The sequence below is a fragment of the Halorubrum sp. PV6 genome (assembly GCF_003990725.2).
Taxonomy (GTDB): Archaea; Halobacteriota; Halobacteria; order Halobacteriales; family Haloferacaceae; genus Halorubrum.
The window spans coordinates 613284-627237 of record NZ_CP030064.1 but is presented as its reverse complement, the minus strand read 5'-3'; the positions used below and the strand labels follow the sequence as shown (position 1 = coordinate 627237).

The following is a 13954-nucleotide window of genomic DNA, read 5'->3' as shown; positions in this document are numbered from 1 at the left end:
ATTTGTAACCGGCTCACACCCGACGGAACGCGCCGAGTCGCGTCCCGTCCAGCAGGTACGCGTCACTGTCCGGGAGCGCCGCCGGAAGGAACGGCGCGAGAAACGACTGGCCGTCGACGTTGACCCAGGTCCCGCCGGAGCGCTCGTTGAACGCCGGGAAGACGACGAGTTCGGGCGGGTCCGCGGCTTGTTCTGTTGTCACGGTGCCGCCCTCCACGAACGCCGCCGGGTCGAGCGTCCCGCGGAGCCACGCGCGCTCCACCCGCGAGCCGCCGACCGCGTCCTCCAGCCGGACCTGCGGGTGTTCGTGACCCATACATATCACGTCGACATCGAGGAGATCCGGGGTCGGCCACGTGTGGCCGTGGAGGACGCCGACCGTCGGCCCGTCTCCCTGCCGCGAGCCGCCGAGAACGCCGCCGGCGGCACCGATCACGTCCAACTCGTCGGCGAACGCCTCGGCGACCCCGCCGTCGTGGTTGCCCTCGACGAGCGTCATCGGAACGCGGTCGGTGACCGCTTCGATCAGTTCGACCAGTTCGTCGCGCTCGTCGCCTTCCGGGGCCGCGATGCGGTGTGCGAGGTCGCCGAGGACGACGAGTCGGTCGGCGCCGGTCTCAGTTATCAACCCGCAGAGCCGTTCGCGTCGCTCGGCGGCTCGGCTGTCGAGTTCGACGCCGCGCTCGTACCGGAGCCCGACCTCGATGCCGGCGTGGACGTCAGCGACGAGCAGCGCCCGTTCGTCGCCGAGGTCGGCGACGGCCGCCGGCTCGTCGACCACGGGCTCGACGGCGAGCGGTCCGCCAGCGGCCATCAGATCGGCTTGAGCACGCCCTCGCCGGGCTCGTAGCACTTCCCGCTCATCAGCGCGTCCTGGATCGCGTCCTCGACTGCCTCGGCGTCGACGCCGTGGTCGTCGACGACCGCCTCAACCACCGCCTCGCGGTCGGCGCCGTCACCGTCGTCGAGCGAGCCCATCGCGTCGACGGCCGCGGCTTCGAGGTCGACGTCGGCGGCTGCGCCCTCGTCGGCCGCCGGCTCGTCGGCGGGCGTCGCGTCGGCTTCCGGGGCGACGGGCTCGTCCGCGCCCTCGTCTGCAGCGCCCGCGGGCTCCTCTGTCGGCGCCTCTGCCATCTCCTCCGGGTCGGGCACGTCGATGTCGGCCTCGCCGGGGTCGTCGACCTCGGTCCCGGTCGCGAAGTCGGTGCCGAACTCGGACTCTATCTCCTCGCGCTCGGCGTCGTCGAGTTGGTACATCTCGTCGGCGTCGCTCGCCGACTCCTCGACTGCCGGCTCGTCGGCAGCGGGCTCGCCGTCTGCGGAGTCGGCCCCCGCGTCGTCCGGGCCGGCGTCGAAGTCGCCGAGGCCGACGCCCTCGTCGTCGGCTGCAGACGCGTCGGAGGCGGCGGGCTCGGAGGCAGCCGGATCGGAGGCGGCCGGGTCGGAGTCAGAAGCGGTTTCGATCGGATCGGAGTCGTCCGCGGCTGCCTCCGTCTCGATCGTATCGCCGGCGTCGGCTCCGGTCGTTTCGACCGGGTCGGTCTCGGTCGACGCGGTGGAAGCCGACTCGCTTGCGGACATCTCGCTCGCAGGCGGTTCGGCCTCAGACGACTCGGCATCGAGCGACTCGGCCCCAGTCGGTTCGGCCTCAGCCGGTTCGGCGTCGAGCGACTCGGCCTCGGCCGAGTCGGTGGAGTCGTCCGCGGTCGCTGTGGACGCCGACTCGTCGGTGGGATCGGTCGCCTCGGAGACGGGGTCCGCCTCGGAGACCGACTCGCTCGGCGGTTCGATCGTCACGTCCGTCTCCGGGAGGGCGCCGATGACGGCCTCGCCGCCGCCGTCAGGCGCGATCTCGGGCGATCGGACCTCGTCGCGGTCGCCGGCGATCAACTCCAAGGCGTCGACGGCGAGCCGGCGGACCGCCTCGACGTAGGCCGTCGAGGTGTCGTAGTGGGCGATCGCCTTCGGGATGCCGGCCGCGAGCGACGCGGACGCACCGCCGGCTTCGAGGGCCGCGCGGAGGTCCTCGCCCCGGAGGTCGGAGTCCAGCGCCTTCGCGAACACGGCGAGGCGGTCGAGCGTCGCCTCCGCGGCGGTGACGACCGACCGATCGCGGGTGTCGGCGTCGACCTCGTTGAGGCTCTCGGGGCGGACCGAGGTGAACACGCGGTCGGAGTCCTCCGGCTCGAAGGTCCTCGCTTTGCCCGTGAGCGCGACGAACGACGGCGGCTCCGCGCGTTCCAAGAACGCCTGCGCCTCGGGCTGGTACTGGCCGGCGTAGGTGACGAACGCGCCGGAGGGGTCGACGACCCGGCCGCGTCGCGTCTCGTCGTTCACGCGCTCGACCTCGGTGAGCACGCCCGCGACGAACAGTCGGTTCACGCGCGCGCCGGTCGGCGTGACGACGTAGTTCGGGGCGCGCTCCTCGTCGCTCTCGGAGTACGAGAGGGAGGCGTCGTCGAACTCGGCGGCGAACAGCCGGTGGGCGACCTCGCGGGTGCCCGGCCCGTCGTCGCTCATTCGCTCACCTCCGCGAGCGCGGCGCGGGCGGCGTCGGCCGGCGCGTCGTCCGCGAGCGCGAACTCGGTGGCGTCGAGGTTCGCGCCGTAGTCGTCCACCGAGAGATTCCCGCGGACGCGGTACGCGTGGCCGACGACCGAGTCGGCGATCGCGTCCGCGACAACCTCCTTGTCCATCGCCGCTTTCGCGGCTTCGAGGGCGTCGTCGAGTCCGCCGCCGTACACCTCGGCCGTGAGCTCGTCGTCCAAGACGACGGTGACGGTGTCGGTGCCGTCGTCGACGATGGCCTTCACCCGGAGGTCGTCCTGACCGTCCACGTCGCCGTGGCTCCGACACTGGCCGTTCTGGACGACCCGGCCGCACTCCGGACACCGCTCGATGAGCCCCGAGCCGTCCCGGATTTCGAGGACGTTGCCGACCACCTCCACGTCGAACATCCCGCCGGAGCCGACCGCCTCGGCGATCGACAGGCGGGGCGCGTCCTCGGCGACCTCGACGGGGTCGGGGAGGGGCGTCACCGCCGAGAACTCGGTGAGGTTGATCGAGGGGACGCCGCGGAACTCGCGGACGTACACGTCCTCGATCCGCAGGTCGGTCCCCGGCGTCAGCTCCGACCGCGGCTGCCAGTCGGTGAAGGGGAGCTTCGCGGTGGCGTCGCCGACGACGCCCTCCAGTATCTCCGTCTCGCCGTCGCGCCCGGAGATCGTCTTCTCGTCGACCTCCAACACCCGGACCTCGACGTTTCGCCCGCGGTCGCCCGCGTCGATGTCGACCAGGCTCCGGTCGCCGCCGACCTCGTGATCGACGTCGACCGGCTCGTCGGCGATGGCGACGGTGGTGGAGTCGTTGAGGTTGAGCTCCGGCTCGCCCTCCCACTCGCGGACGCCGGCGTTACCGATCGTCAGCGAGTCGCCCGCCTCGAACCCGAAGTCCTGCCACGCGGTGTAGGAGATGACGCCCGTCTCGTCGGCGACCTCTCCCTCCCGGATCGTGAGGTCGTCCCCCTGATACCGGATCGTCCGCGTCCCCTGCGTGAGCACCCGGACGGTGACCGTCACGCCGCTGTTTTCCGTGGTTATCTCGCCCACGTCGACCGCGTCCGGGGTCGGCGACGAGCCCCCGCCTCCGCCGCCGTGTTTCCGGCGGACGCTCTGTTTGGCCTCGTCTATCGGGACGCTGTACTCCAGTAGGTTCTGCAGGTCTGCGATGACCTCCTCTTTGTCGACGCCGAGGTCGGAGGCGAGCTCCTCGGCATGGCTGTTGACGTCCATCGGCCCCAACTTCGATGCGGCCGCACAAAAGGATTCACCACCCCCGGAGAGAGGCCGGGCACGACCGAACGGAGCGCGGGCGCGGCGCGAGCGCGGCGACCGCCGGTAGTGCTAAACCGTCCCCGGTCACAACGTGGGGCATGGACGAGATCGACATCGACACGCGCGTCACCGACGACCGGACCGTCATCGACGTGACCGGCACCCGCGACGTCGCCGTCGTGGTGCGCTCCGCGAGCGGCGAGCGGATCTACCTCCCCCCGGAAGACTTCGACGAACCCGTCTCCGAGTCACCGTACACCTCGCCGTATCAGGGCGGAAGCGGCGTCGACGGCGAAGAGAGCCCGTACGGCGGCGCGTCCGCGAGCACGCGCGGCGTGATAGAGACCGCAGAGGGATTCCGGATCACGCACCCGGAGCCGACGACCGAGTTCGACGTGTACCGCGGCGCCGAGTAGACGGGGCCGAGTAAACGAGGCAGAACGGTCGAGCGCGCACAAATAACTGACAGCGGCCGCCTACGCGACGTCTTCGTACAGCGCCAGCGTGTCCTCACAGACGTCCGACCACTCCCGGCGCTCGAACGCGGGCGGCTCCTCCCGGTCGAGGGCGGTCGCGATCCCGTCGGCGATCGACTCAGAGTCGGTCTCGACCTCGACGAGACACCCGTCCGGTAGCACCTCGGCGACGCCCGACCGCGTCGCGACGACCTGCGTTCCGGCTTCCAGCGCCTCGGTGATGGTGATCCCGAACGGCTCGGCGTACGACGGCGAGACGAACACGTCGGCGGCGGCGTAGTAGTCGCCCAGTTCCGCTTCCGGCACGTACCCCACGAACTCGATGCGGTCGTCGATGCCGAGCAGTTCGGCGAACCGCTTCAGCTGGTCGGTCTGGTGGCCCGACCCGCCGACCACGAGCGTGACGTTGGGTCGACGGAGTTTCTTCAGCGCGTACAGCAGGTGCGAGATGCCCTTCTGGTCGGTGTGTCGCCCGACGAAAAACAGCATCTCGCCGTCGATACCGAGGTCCTCGCGAACGTCCTTCCCGGAGAACGTCGGCGTCGAGAAGCCGTTGTAGACGACCCGCGAGTCGGCGTCGTACAGCTCTTTGATGTCCTCGCGGACGAGTTCGCTGACCGCGATGTTGGTGTCCGCGGCGTTCGCGAGGCGGCGCTCGGTTTCGACCTCGCGCGTCGGCGGGTCGATGTTCCGGTCGCTCGCGAGCGAGTGGAACGACGACACCCACGTCGCGTCCGAGGCGCGGGCGGCCTGTCGGCCGGGGCCGTAGCCGAACCAGTCGTGCGTGTGGATCACGTCGTGGTCGGGAGCGAGTTCCGCGAACCGGTCGCTGAGTCGGTCGACGCGCGCGGCGACGTCGCCCTCGCCGGTCTCGACCGGTTCGATACCGTCCTCGTCGTCGGGCGCGAACTCTGCGGGCAACACGAGGGTGGCGTCGACCCCGAAGTCGTCGCGGAGCCCGGAGAACAGTTCACCGACGTGAACGTCGAGGCCCCCGGTGATGTTCGGCGGGTAGCCCCATCCCAGCATGAGTACGCTCGGTGGCATACCACCCCGTTTCGGGAGTCGCCACTTAGGTATGCCCCTCGCCCGCGCGGTCGCGACTCGCGAGCGTCGGCGAGCAGCGCGAGCGAAAGCGAGGAAAAAACCGAGTGAAAGAGACGCCCGCGAGGTCAGGCCGCCTGCACCGCGTCGCGCAGCGCGTTCGTCCGGTCCGTGATCGACGCCGCGGCGTCGGCGAGCACGTCGAGCGGGTCGCCGGACTCGGCTTTCACCGTCAACACCGGCTCCGTCTGGCCGCCAGACTGCTCGGGGTTCATGTCGTAGGTCGCGGCCGCGACATCGTCGGTCTCTAAGAGGACGCCCTTCAGCACGTTCATGAACGTGTGGTCTTCGCCGGCGATCTCGATGCGGAGTTCCGTGTCGGTCTTCTCGATGACCCGCAGTTCCATACGCCTCGATTCGCCCGAGGCGCGTTTCAAGGTTTCGTCTCCCGGATATCGGCGGATGCGGACCGTCCGCACGCCACGACAGGCCTTTTAAGCGACGTGGACGCAGGCGACGACATGGCGATCCGACGCCTCCCCACCGACGACGAGTCCCTCCGCCGCTACGCGGCCGAACTGTGGCTCCCCTACCACCGGGGTCTCGCGACCGAAGTCGACGCGCACGCGCTGGCCGACTGGCCCGACGAGCGGTTCGTCGAGCGCAACGTCGAGTTCACCCGAAACCGGCTCGAAGACGAGGGGAACCGGGGGTGGGTGGCGGTGAGCGGCGCGGACGACGCCGAGGTCGACCCCGCAACCGCGCCGGTCGCGGACCCAGCCCTCGAACTGACGGGCCTGCTGTTGACGAGCGTCGACGAGTGCCCCGACCCGTTCGACCGCTCGGACCGGCTCGTGGTCGGGGAGATATACGTGACGGAGCCGCACCGCGGTACCGGCCTCGCAGACCGCCTGCTGGACCGCGCAGCGGCCGACGCCCGCGAGCAGGGCTGCGGCGAGATCCGGCTCGACGTCGACGTCGACAACGAGCGCGCTCGGGCGTTCTACGCGAAGCACGGGTTCGAGCCGTATCGCGAGCAGTTGACGCGGGACGTGGAGTGAGGAGGTGCGTGATAGCTATTTAAAACTGAGTCGGCGGGAGACCCCGCCCAACGCCCAGTCAACGGCGCCGCCGCTACGCGATTTATAAACGGGAAAACGGCGGTGCGCTCGGCGAGGTTACTCGTCGGCGTCGACGGCCACTTCGTCGGCGTCGACGTCGACGGCGGTCTCCTCTTCGGCGGCGACCTCGGACGGGCGCGCCTCGAGCGTCAGTTTCTGGACCTCGACGCGGCGGAGCGGGTAGATGAGCTTCGCCTCGCCGTAGATGGCCGACGAGAGGTTCCCCTCGACGATGGCGTCGACGAACGACTCGAAGGTGCGGTCCTCGGCGGCCGCGTGGACCTTGTCGATCATGACGCGACGGATCGCCTTCTCCTGGGACCGGTCGGCCTTCTTCGTCGTCAGCGCGACGGGCTGGACGCGGATGCGGTAGTCGTCCGTCGTCAGCACCGTGATCGACGCCTCGACCTTCGAGGCGCCGCGGCGGACGAGCGAGCGCAGGTAGTCCCGCGTGAGCTCGTACGTGATGAACTCGGTGTAGGCCGTGTCGCTGCCCACGTCGGTGATCTTGAAGGTTAGCTTCGTGTTGTTCGCGCCGGAGTCGCCGGTGAGCTCGCCGAGCGTCGTCGTAATCGTGCGGCCGACGACCTGGTCGGGCTCCTCGGCGAGGGTCTCGCCGATCTCCTGCCGGTCGAACTGTTCGGGCGCCAGCACGGTGTACCAGCGCTTCTGTTCTCTGCTCTTGGATACGGATCGTTCGCTCATGTGTTGGTGTCTGTGTCGCCGTTGGTGTCGGAGCGGCGCGCTCCGTCGTCGGTCGCGAGGTGCGTCCTCGCGCGCTCGACGATTCGGTCTGCGACGCGGAGGTTCACGACATGGTCGTCCACGGTCGACCGCAGCCCGCCGGTCGTGGGACGCTCGACGACGCACTCGATCGCGTCGCCGTCGACGCGGGTGGTCATCGAGTCGGTCTCGTCCGGAGCGAGCGCGGCGGCGACGAGGGGGGCGTCGGCGTGACGCGTCCGGACGGTCGCCGTCCGGTGGGTCGCGTCGCCGTGAGCGACCTCGCGTTCTGCGGTGTCGTCGCTCATAGCGCCTCCCTGAGCGCGGCGAGCGCGCTCGTGATGTCGCCGTCTGTCGCACTGTTTCCCGTGGTATCGTCCGCATCGACTGCGATCCCGCCGCGGTCGGTCGTCCCCCAGCCGTCGGCGCCGACCTCGCTCGCCGCCGAGCGGCAGGCGTCGCCGAGACCGACGGGTTCGGTCGCGGCGGCCGCCAGTTCGCCGGCGCTCTCGTCGACCGCGACGGCGACGGGCTCTGGCGACCGGAAGTCGCGGGCGAGCCGGGCGACCGTCGGGAGGGCGGCGAGCGCGTCTGGCGCGTCGTCGCCGCCCGTGAGGTCGTCGCCTGCACGGTCGACGCGCGCGACGAGACAGCCGTCGTACCGGCCGGTCGTCGCGTCGTCGAGCGCTCGGTGTGCGGCGAGCCCGTGGGCCCGCCACGCGTCGAGCGCGGCGGTGCGAAGGGCGTCGCTCGGGTCGGCCGCGAGCGCCAGCGCGACCCCCGTTCCGGGGGCCTCGCGGGCCAGCGCGTCGAGGACGTCGGCGTAGCCGCCGACCGTCTCGAACGGCGACGCGTCCCCGACCGTCTCGTACGGGCGGAGCGCGCGCTCGACCGTCGAAGCCGCTCTGTCGCTCGCGTCCTCGGCGTCGGCGACGTCGACCGCGACCAGCGAGGCGAGCGTCCGGTGCGCGTCGTCGTCGAGGTCGGCCGGCAGGCCGAGCGCCGCGAGCGCCTCGCTCGTGGCCTCGGGGTCGCCGGAGTAGAGCGTCCGCACGAGCGTCGAGGCCGCGAGCCCGTCCGCCACGTCAGCGGTCGGGAGCGCGACGCCGGGGCGCCGGCGGATGCTCTCCGAACTCTCGGCCGCCGCCATCGCGTCGCCGGAGCCGTCCGTTCCGGGGACCGAGCCCGCCGCGACGACGCCCGCGAGGGCGACTATCGGGTCGGGATCGGCGCCGAGCGAGCGCGCTATCGCGAACGCGGTCGTGCTCGCCGGGCGTCCGGCGCCGGGGATGGCGTGCGGCCCGCGGTCGGCGCCGACGGTCAGCGCGACGGCGTCGTCGCCGGCGTCGGGGACCGGATCGCGGGCCACGCGGACCTGGAACGGCGTGTCGACCGCCCGGAGCGCCGCGGCGATCAAGCCGGCGGCTGCGACTGCGTCGCCGTCGTCGGTCGCGACGAGCCGAACGAACGGCGCGTCCGCGAGGACGTCGGCGACGGCGTCGGGGGCGGGCGTGGCGGATGTCGCTTCGGTCATGGTGAGTCGGTCGTGGGTCGGTGTGGGGTCGATGCGTCGTGCGTCGGTGCGTCGCGACTCGGTGTCGCGTCAGTCGTTCGTCGGCTCGGTGCGCGGCGCTACTCGTCGTCGAATCGTTACTCGTCTTCGAGCAGCTCGGCGGCGAGCTCGTAGGTGTACGTGAACTCCTCGTCGAGCTCGTCGCCGCGGTAGTAGTTCACGAGGCGACGGATCTTCGACTCGGTGTTCTGGAGCGCACGCTTGTTCTGGTGGTCCTGTCCGTTCTCCGCCATGTGCTCGCGCAGGCGGACGGCCTGGGACATCAGGTTGCGCAGGTCCTCGGGGAGCTCGGGCTCCGCGTCGTGTTCGTCGAGGATCTCGGTGACCTTCTTGCCGGTGGCCAGCTTCACGTCGGGCACCGGGACGCCCTTGACGCCCTCGTCACGGAGTTTGAGTCCGATGACGCTGGGGTCGTGGCCCTGCTCTGCCAGTTCGACGACGCGGGACTCGATGTCCTCGGCGTCGACGTCGCTCCACTCCGGGTTCTCGTCCGTCGCCGGCTTGTCCGAACCGGACGAACCGCGACGGCGCGTGTGCATTCGTGCCATTGTGTATCTGGTTGGAACGGCACAACCGCAACGTGACCGCGACTCCGCGTGACGCGGCTGACGGACGGCTCGCGAACGCGAGCGATCCGACCGGACCGGCCGCGTGAACGGCTCGTCCGACCGCGACGCCGGAGGCGTCGGCGCACTGCTACATTCCCAAGCCGTGGGCGAAAAGACCCCGGCGCGTCGGATCTGCAGCTGTGCTGTTCCCGTTCGAACGGTCGGCGTGGGGGTTCTTAAGCGTGTTCGTGTGGCCCGCTCGGCCGGTTCCGGTGGGATTGCGTCGGTGACGCCGGCGGGGCGGAGTCGGGACAGAGACGGGCAGCGACCGAGCGCCGACCGCAGGAAGACAGGAGGGTTTACGTAGGTCGTGGGACACTGAGCCCGTGGGAAAGACAGATGATCGACGACTCCGACGGTGACCCGATCGATCGGACAGGCGACGAACCACCAGACGGTGCGACACCCGGCGGGTGTCGGGGCGGGCGAGGAGGCTCCGGGGCGTCCGACGGCGGGTCCGCGGTGGGAGACGAAGTCGGTGCCGGCGACGGGGTCGCGGGTGACGGCGAACTCGCGACCGACGGCGGCCTCGACGCCGAGACGGGCTCGGAGCCGCGCATACAGTTTTACGGCGGGAAGTGGGCCAGCACGATCCCGATCGCGTTTTTTATCGTCTGGGCCATCTTCCAGAGCGGCGTCCTCGGGATCGGCGACACCAACGGGCTGGTGATCGGGGCGCTGCTCGGGACGATTCTCGGGATGTTCTTCGTGCGCGGGGACTGGAAGGCGTACGCCGACACCATCTTCGAGGGGATGACCCAGCGCGTCGCCGCGACGGCGATCGTCGCGTGGCTGTGGGCCGGGATGTTCGCGGAGACGCTCCAGGTCGGCGGCTTCGTCGAGGGGCTCATCTTCGCGGCCGACGCGCTGAACGTCGGCGCGGCCACCTTCCCGGCGGCCGCGTTCGTCCTCTGTGGCCTGCTCGCGACCGGGATCGGGACGGGGTACGGCGCCACCGTCGCGTTCGTGACCCTCTTTTTCCCGGCGGGGGTCCTCATCGGCGCGAACCCCGTGCTGCTGTTCGCCGCGATCCTCTCGGGCGCCGTCTTCGGCGACAACCTCGCGCCCGTCAGCGACACGACCATCGTGAGCGCGGTGACGCAGGACGCCGACATCGGCGGCGTGGTCGCTTCGCGGTTTAAATACGCCATTGCGGCGGCGATCCCGGCGTTCATCGCGTACCTGGTGATGGGGTCGGTGCTTTCGGGCGCGAGCCTCGACGGGTCGGCCGCGCTCCGCGAGTCGGCGACCGCGATCGGGTTGGTCCACCTGATCTCGATGGGCGTCGTCATCGCGACGGCGGTCGCGGGCCGCCACATCGTTGAGGCGATCTCGTGGGGCCTCGTCGTCGCCGTCGGCTTCAACCTCGTCTTCGGGCTCTCGTCGGTGAGCGACGTGCTCGTCTTCACCGTCACCGAGGCCGGGACGTTCACCTCGCTCCCGTTCGTCGCGGTCGGTGAGACGGCGAGCGTCGGTGGCAGCCTCTACTCGGGAGCCATCGGCTTCTTCCCGCTCATCGTGTTGACGCTGCTCATCGTGTCGATGGCGCAGATCATGATCCGCGGCGGCGGGTTCGCCGCGATTCAGGAGTTCCTGCTCGACTCCGTCGCGACCACCGTGCGCCGGGCCGAGCTGACGATGGTCCTCGGCACGGCGACGATCAACGGGATGATCACGATCAACACCGCCGCGGAGATCGCGATCGCGCCCTACGTCGCGCGCATCGGCGAGAAGTTCAACATCAACGGCTACCGGCGGGCGAACATCTTAGACGCCAACACCTCGGCGCTCGGGTACATCTTCCCGTGGGCCGGCGGCGTCCTCGTCGGCTATCAGGTGATGGTCGGCCCCGAGGGGCTCGGCGCCGAGTACGGCCCCGAGATGGTGGTCAATCCGATAGCGGTCGTGCCGTACGTCTTCCACGGCTGGTTCCTCGTGATCATCTTCCTGCTCGCCGCGGTCACCGGCTTCGGGCGGGAGTACATTCCCGACCGGACCTCGGAGGAGGTGTCGCGCGCATGAGCCGCTTCGAGAAGTTCCTCGCGGGCCTGTCGTTCCGAGCGTCGACGCCCGACTACGAGCCCGGCGACGTGATCGAGGTGATGGTGACGGGCGTGGAGGGCGGCACGGCCGTCGCCCGCATCGGCGACTCCGTCCTCCGGATCGAGGACGCGCCGAGCGACGCCGTGAACACCCGCGTGCTGGTCGACGTGTCGTCGTGGGACGCGAGCGACCACCGCGGGACGGGAACGTACCGCGAGACGGTCGGCGAGAGCGCGTTCTGACCGATCCGAGCGGTTCGCTTTTATAAGTAGTCTCGGTCGCACGTGACCGACTCCTCGAACCTGAATCCCTCCAAAGCCCCAGCCTCGCGGCTCACTTCGTTCGCCGCCTCCCTCGCGGGCTCCTCGCGGCCGCCGGGGGCGGCCGCTCGGCGGCGCGCCCCCGCACGTGTCTGTGTGAAGAGCGCATCGCCGGCGACAGAGTTGTGTCGGGGGGCCGGACCAGACCGAACCGGAGCGGAGCGGACCGAACTGGCGCGGACCGGGGCGCTTTTTAAGTCGACTCTCGAAGAGAGAGGCGTGCTATCGGTCGAACTGCACGCGCACTCCGCGCTGTCCTACGACGGGCGCGACCCGGTCGACCTCCTCTTGGAACAGGCGGCCGGAGTCGGGTTAGACGCGCTCGCCGTCACGGACCACGACGAGATCGACGCCAGCATCGAGGCGGCCGAGAAGGCCCCCGAGTACGGGCTCGTCGGCATCGTCGGCATGGAGGTGACGTGCGCGGCGGGCCACGTTCTCGCGTTCGGCATCGACGAGCGCGTCGAGAGCGGGCTCCCCTTCGACGAGACGCTCGACCGGATCCGCGATCAGGGCGGGATCGCCGTCGTCCCCCACCCCTTCCAGAAGTCCCGCCACGGGGTCGCCGCCCACATCAGCGACGAGCAGTTGGCGAGCGCCGACGCCCTCGAAGTGTACAACTCCCGGCTGTTCACCGGGCGCTCGAACCGCCAGGCCGAGAAGTTCGCGATCCGAAACCGGCTGCCGATGACCGCCGGCAGCGACGCCCACATCTCGGAGATGGTCGGCCAGGCCGTGACGGAAGTCGGCGCCGACGACCGCTCGGCCGCAGCGATTCTCGAGGGCATCGCCGACGGGCGCACCAGCGTCGTCGGAAAACGCACCCCGTGGCGCGTCTCGTTCCGCCAGTTCGGCGGCGGCGCCAAGCGTCGCGCGCTCCGGACGATCAAGGCGCTCTTCTGACGCCGATGGACCCCAATACCACAGCCGACCTGCGCGGCGCGTCCCCCGAACACGTCCGCAACGCCATTCGCGACGGCGACCCGCTTCCCGGCGGTCGCGGCTTCGCCGGACGCCTCCGTGACCCCCCGAACCGCAAGGGGCCGGTCCTCGTTCGCGACGTGCTCGGCCGCCAGCCGCTGTTCGTCGAACGCGACCGAACGCCCCTCGACGCGTGGAGTTTCGACCGGACCGACCTCGACGACCCGGAACCCGTTCCGGCCGGGAGCGTCGTGTGGGGGACGGGGACCGAACGCGTCTGGTCGCTCCCCGAGGACGGGCCGGTCGAGCCGGACGCAGGACAGGCCGCAGTCGACCGCGCGCTCGATTCCGCACTCGGCGACGTGGACCCCGACGGGCCGGGAGGCGACCTCGCAATCGCCTTCTCCGGCGGCGTCGACTCCGGGGTCGTCGCCGCCGCGGTCTCAGACACACCCTGTTACGTCGCCGGGTTCGAGGGCTGTCACGACGTGACGGCCGCCCGCGAGGCCGCCGCGGAGATGGAACTCGAACTCCGGGTCATCGAAATCACTCACGAGGACCTCCTGCGCGCGGTCCGGGCCGTCGCCGCGGCGACCGGCCGCCGAAACCCGATGGACGTGGCCATCGCCGTCCCGCTGTACCTCGCCGCGGAAGCGGCGGCGGCCGACGGATTCGACCGGCTCGCGGTGGGGCAGGGCGCCGACGAACTGTTCGGCGGCTACAGCAAGGTCGTCGCTCCCGCCGGCGACGACCGGGTCGCGGCGGAGACGGTTCGGGGCGCGCGGACCGAGACCGTCCGGAGCCTCCCCGACCAACTCGAACGCGACGTGCTCGCGCTGCGTGCCGCCGGGGTCGAACCGGTCGCGCCGCTGCTCGACGACCGGGTGGTTGCGGCCGCCCTCGCCCTGCCCGGCGAACTGCTCGCGGCCGACGGCGACCGGAAAATCGCGCTCCGCCGGGCGGCGCGCGGCCGGGTTCCGGAGTCGGTCCGGACGGCGGACAAGAAGGCGGTCCAGTACGGCACGTACGTCTCGCGGGAACTCGACCGGCTCGCGCGGCAGGCGGGGTTTAAACGGCGGATGGACGACCACGTCGGGCAGTATCTGGACGCGCTGCTGGAGGAGTCGGGGGCGCCCTGAAAAACGGCCCGTGAGGGCCGAAGCTGACCAAGCCGCCGTATGGAGTACCAGTCCTACGGCCGACGCCCGAACGCTCGGGCGTCTACTGATTGCTTACCGGGGATGATATAAAATACGGGGAGTAGCGACAAATATCACACCCCCGTCCGGCGG

The 13954-nt window shown here is 70.6% G+C and carries 15 protein-coding genes; 6 read left to right on the top strand and 9 right to left on the bottom strand.

Annotated elements, in window-relative coordinates:
* Positions 1-13: 13 nt before the first annotated feature.
* The 3 genes from DOS48_RS16865 to DOS48_RS16855 are packed head-to-tail and all read right to left on the bottom strand — an operon-like array spanning position 14 to position 3791.
* Positions 14-814, bottom strand: coding sequence for a metallophosphoesterase (locus tag DOS48_RS16865; RefSeq protein ID WP_127116859.1), 801 nt, complete (start codon positions 812-814; stop codon positions 14-16).
* Positions 814-2520 (bottom strand): hypothetical protein, encoded by a 1707-nt coding sequence (locus DOS48_RS16860; RefSeq protein WP_127116858.1) that lies wholly within the window; start codon positions 2518-2520, stop codon positions 814-816. Before DOS48_RS16860 ends, DOS48_RS16865 begins: the two co-directional genes overlap by 1 nt.
* On the bottom strand, positions 2517-3791 hold the full coding sequence (locus DOS48_RS16855; RefSeq protein WP_127116857.1) for a Single-stranded DNA binding protein: 1275 nt from the start codon (positions 3789-3791) through the stop codon (positions 2517-2519). The genes DOS48_RS16860 and DOS48_RS16855 overlap by 4 nt, the downstream gene beginning before the upstream one ends.
* Positions 3792-3931: 140 nt before the next feature.
* On the opposite strand from DOS48_RS16855, the gene DOS48_RS16850 reads away from it, so the two are divergent.
* The gene (locus DOS48_RS16850) at positions 3932-4249 is read left to right on the top strand and encodes a hypothetical protein (protein WP_127116856.1); all 318 of its coding nucleotides are present in this window, start codon (positions 3932-3934) and stop codon (positions 4247-4249) included.
* Positions 4250-4309: 60 nt separating this feature from the next.
* Here the strand turns inward: DOS48_RS16850 and DOS48_RS16845 are convergent, their stop codons facing one another.
* Positions 4310-5338: a glycosyltransferase family 4 protein gene (locus DOS48_RS16845; RefSeq protein ID WP_127118826.1), complete on the bottom strand. Its 1029-nt coding sequence runs from the start codon at positions 5336-5338 to the stop codon at positions 4310-4312.
* Positions 5339-5481: 143 nt separating this feature from the next.
* Complete coding sequence (locus DOS48_RS16840) at positions 5482-5760, bottom strand: DNA-directed RNA polymerase subunit L (protein WP_127116855.1); 279 nt, start codon at positions 5758-5760, stop codon at positions 5482-5484.
* A 114-nt stretch (positions 5761-5874) separates the two neighbouring features.
* Between DOS48_RS16840 and DOS48_RS16835 the strand changes: the two genes are divergently transcribed.
* The gene (locus DOS48_RS16835) at positions 5875-6414 is read left to right on the top strand and encodes a GNAT family N-acetyltransferase (protein ID WP_127116854.1); all 540 of its coding nucleotides are present in this window, start codon (positions 5875-5877) and stop codon (positions 6412-6414) included.
* A gap of 117 nt (positions 6415-6531) precedes the next feature.
* Here DOS48_RS16835 and DOS48_RS16830 read toward each other — a convergent pair whose 3' ends face one another.
* The 4 genes from DOS48_RS16830 to DOS48_RS16815 form a co-directional block, all read right to left on the bottom strand.
* A complete protein-coding gene (locus DOS48_RS16830) occupies positions 6532-7179 on the bottom strand; it encodes a 30S ribosomal protein S3ae (RefSeq protein WP_127116853.1) in 648 nt (215 codons plus the stop codon).
* Entirely contained in the window at positions 7176-7505 is a 330-nt protein-coding gene (locus tag DOS48_RS16825) for a KEOPS complex subunit Pcc1 (protein ID WP_127116852.1), read from the bottom strand. The genes DOS48_RS16830 and DOS48_RS16825 overlap by 4 nt, the downstream gene beginning before the upstream one ends.
* Positions 7502-8731: an exonuclease RecJ gene (locus DOS48_RS16820; RefSeq protein WP_127116851.1), complete on the bottom strand. Its 1230-nt coding sequence runs from the start codon at positions 8729-8731 to the stop codon at positions 7502-7504. Before DOS48_RS16820 ends, DOS48_RS16825 begins: the two co-directional genes overlap by 4 nt.
* A gap of 116 nt (positions 8732-8847) precedes the next feature.
* Positions 8848-9318: a 30S ribosomal protein S15 gene (locus tag DOS48_RS16815; RefSeq protein WP_127116850.1), complete on the bottom strand. Its 471-nt coding sequence runs from the start codon at positions 9316-9318 to the stop codon at positions 8848-8850.
* 399 nt (positions 9319-9717) lie between these two features.
* On the opposite strand from DOS48_RS16815, the gene DOS48_RS16810 reads away from it, so the two are divergent.
* From DOS48_RS16810 to DOS48_RS16795, 4 genes are all read left to right on the top strand, one after another.
* Positions 9718-11400, top strand: a complete 1683-nt coding sequence (locus DOS48_RS16810; RefSeq protein ID WP_210755397.1) for a Na+/H+ antiporter NhaC family protein — start codon at positions 9718-9720, stop codon at positions 11398-11400.
* Positions 11397-11663, top strand: a complete 267-nt coding sequence (locus DOS48_RS16805; RefSeq protein ID WP_127116848.1) for a hypothetical protein — start codon at positions 11397-11399, stop codon at positions 11661-11663. Before DOS48_RS16810 ends, DOS48_RS16805 begins: the two co-directional genes overlap by 4 nt.
* 297 nt (positions 11664-11960) lie before the next feature.
* Entirely contained in the window at positions 11961-12644 is a 684-nt protein-coding gene (locus DOS48_RS16800; protein WP_127116847.1) for a PHP domain-containing protein, read from the top strand.
* A gap of 5 nt (positions 12645-12649) precedes the next feature.
* Positions 12650-13801, top strand: coding sequence for an asparagine synthase C-terminal domain-containing protein (locus DOS48_RS16795; RefSeq protein WP_127116846.1), 1152 nt, complete (start codon positions 12650-12652; stop codon positions 13799-13801).
* Positions 13802-13954: the final 153 nt, after the last annotated feature.

Excerpts from the sequence above, each read along its gene's own strand:
- DOS48_RS16865 (WP_127116859.1), bottom strand. The coding sequence starts at position 814 with ATGGCCGCTGGCGGACCGCTCGCCGTCGAGCCCGTGGTCGACGAGCCG.
- DOS48_RS16860 (WP_127116858.1), bottom strand. The coding sequence starts at position 2,520 with ATGAGCGACGACGGGCCGGGCACCCGCGAGGTCGCCCACCGGCTGTTC.
- DOS48_RS16855 (WP_127116857.1), bottom strand. The coding sequence starts at position 3,791 with ATGGACGTCAACAGCCATGCCGAGGAGCTCGCCTCCGACCTCGGCGTC.
- DOS48_RS16850 (WP_127116856.1), top strand. The coding sequence starts at position 3,932 with ATGGACGAGATCGACATCGACACGCGCGTCACCGACGACCGGACCGTC.
- DOS48_RS16845 (WP_127118826.1), bottom strand. The coding sequence starts at position 5,338 with ATGCTGGGATGGGGCTACCCGCCGAACATCACCGGGGGCCTCGACGTT.
- DOS48_RS16840 (WP_127116855.1), bottom strand. The coding sequence starts at position 5,760 with ATGGAACTGCGGGTCATCGAGAAGACCGACACGGAACTCCGCATCGAG.
- DOS48_RS16835 (WP_127116854.1), top strand. The coding sequence starts at position 5,875 with ATGGCGATCCGACGCCTCCCCACCGACGACGAGTCCCTCCGCCGCTAC.
- DOS48_RS16830 (WP_127116853.1), bottom strand. The coding sequence starts at position 7,179 with ATGAGCGAACGATCCGTATCCAAGAGCAGAGAACAGAAGCGCTGGTAC.
- DOS48_RS16825 (WP_127116852.1), bottom strand. The coding sequence starts at position 7,505 with ATGAGCGACGACACCGCAGAACGCGAGGTCGCTCACGGCGACGCGACC.
- DOS48_RS16820 (WP_127116851.1), bottom strand. The coding sequence starts at position 8,731 with ATGACCGAAGCGACATCCGCCACGCCCGCCCCCGACGCCGTCGCCGAC.
- DOS48_RS16815 (WP_127116850.1), bottom strand. The coding sequence starts at position 9,318 with ATGGCACGAATGCACACGCGCCGTCGCGGTTCGTCCGGTTCGGACAAG.
- DOS48_RS16810 (WP_210755397.1), top strand. The coding sequence starts at position 9,718 with ATGATCGACGACTCCGACGGTGACCCGATCGATCGGACAGGCGACGAA.
- DOS48_RS16805 (WP_127116848.1), top strand. The coding sequence starts at position 11,397 with ATGAGCCGCTTCGAGAAGTTCCTCGCGGGCCTGTCGTTCCGAGCGTCG.
- DOS48_RS16795 (WP_127116846.1), top strand. The coding sequence starts at position 12,650 with ATGGACCCCAATACCACAGCCGACCTGCGCGGCGCGTCCCCCGAACAC.